Genomic DNA, 1607 nt, shown 5'->3' on the forward strand with positions numbered 1-1607 from the left:
CTTGCCTATCAACGTTGTAGTCTTCAACGGCCCTTCAGAGACTTTAAAAGTCTAGTGAGAACTCATCTCGAGGCCTGCTTCGCGCTTAGATGCTTTCAGCGCTTATCAGTTCCGAACGTAGCTACCGGGCAATGCCATTGGCATGACAACCCGAACACCAGCGGTTCGTTCACTCCGGTCCTCTCGTACTAGGAGCAACCCCTCTCAATTCTCAAACGCCCACGGCAGATAGGGACCGAACTGTCTCACGACGTTCTAAACCCAGCTCGCGTACCACTTTAAATGGCGAACAGCCATACCCTTGGGACCGACTTCAGCCCCAGGATGTGATGAGCCGACATCGAGGTGCCAAACACCGCCGTCGATATGAACTCTTGGGCGGTATCAGCCTGTTATCCCCGGAGTACCTTTTATCCGTTGAGCGATGGCCCTTCCATTCAGAACCACCGGATCACTATGACCTACTTTCGTACCTGCTCGACGTGTCTGTCTCGCAGTTAAGCTGGCTTCTACCATTACACTAACCGTACGATGTCCGACCGTACTTAGCCAACCTTCGTGCTCCTCCGTTACTCTTTGGGAGGAGACCGCCCCAGTCAAACTACCCACCAGGCACTGTCCGTAACCCCGATTCAGGGGCCAACGTTAGAACATCAAAACTACAAGGGTGGTATTTCAAGGACGACTCCACAAAAACTAGCGTCTCTGCTTCTAAGTCTCCCACCTATCCTACACATGTAGGTTCAATGTTCAGTGCCAAGCTGTAGTAAAGGTTCACGGGGTCTTTCCGTCTAGCCGCGGGTACACAGCATCTTCACTGCGATTTCAATTTCACTGAGTCTCGGGTGGAGACAGCGTGGCCATGGTTACACCATTCGTGCAGGTCGGAACTTACCCGACAAGGAATTTCGCTACCTTAGGACCGTTATAGTTACGGCCGCCGTTTACCGGGGCTTCGATCAAGAGCTTCGTCCGAAAACTAACCCCATCAATTAACCTTCCGGCACCGGGCAGGTGTCACACCGTATACGTCATCTTGCGATTTTGCACAGTGCTGTGTTTTTAATAAACAGTCCCAGCCACCTGGTCACTGCGGCTCCCGTCCGCTTAGAGAGCAAGTCTCATCACAGATAGGAGCGTACCTTCTCCCGAAGTTACGGTACGATTTTGCCTAGTTCCTTCACCCGAGTTCTCTCAAGCGCCTTAGTATTCTCTACCTGACCACCTGTGTCGGTTTGGGGTACGATTCGGTATAATCTGAAGCTTAGAGGCTTTTCCTGGAAGTATGGCATCAGCAACTTCATCACCTTAGTGACTCGTCTCGTGTCTCAGCCTAACAGCAACCCGGATTTACCTAAGTCGCTAGCCTACTCACTTTCACATGGACTACCAACGCCATGCTTGCTTAGCCTGCTCCGTCCCCCCATCGCAATTATACCAAGTACGGAAATATTAATCCGTTTCCCATCGACTACGCCTTTCGGCCTCGCCTTAGGGGTCGACTTACCCTACCCTGATTAACATGGGATAGGAACCCTTGGTCTTCCGGCGTGCGGGTTTTTCACCCGCATTATCGTTACTCATGTCAGCATTCGCACTTCTGATAC

At 51.6% G+C, this 1607-nt stretch carries 1 rRNA gene; it reads right to left on the minus strand.

The features are described from left to right. Positions 1 to 1607 (minus strand): 23S ribosomal RNA (locus A7968_RS22745); the annotation flags it as partial.

The organism is Pseudoalteromonas prydzensis, from assembly GCF_001661495.1.
GTDB lineage: Bacteria > Pseudomonadota > Gammaproteobacteria > Enterobacterales > Alteromonadaceae > Pseudoalteromonas > Pseudoalteromonas prydzensis.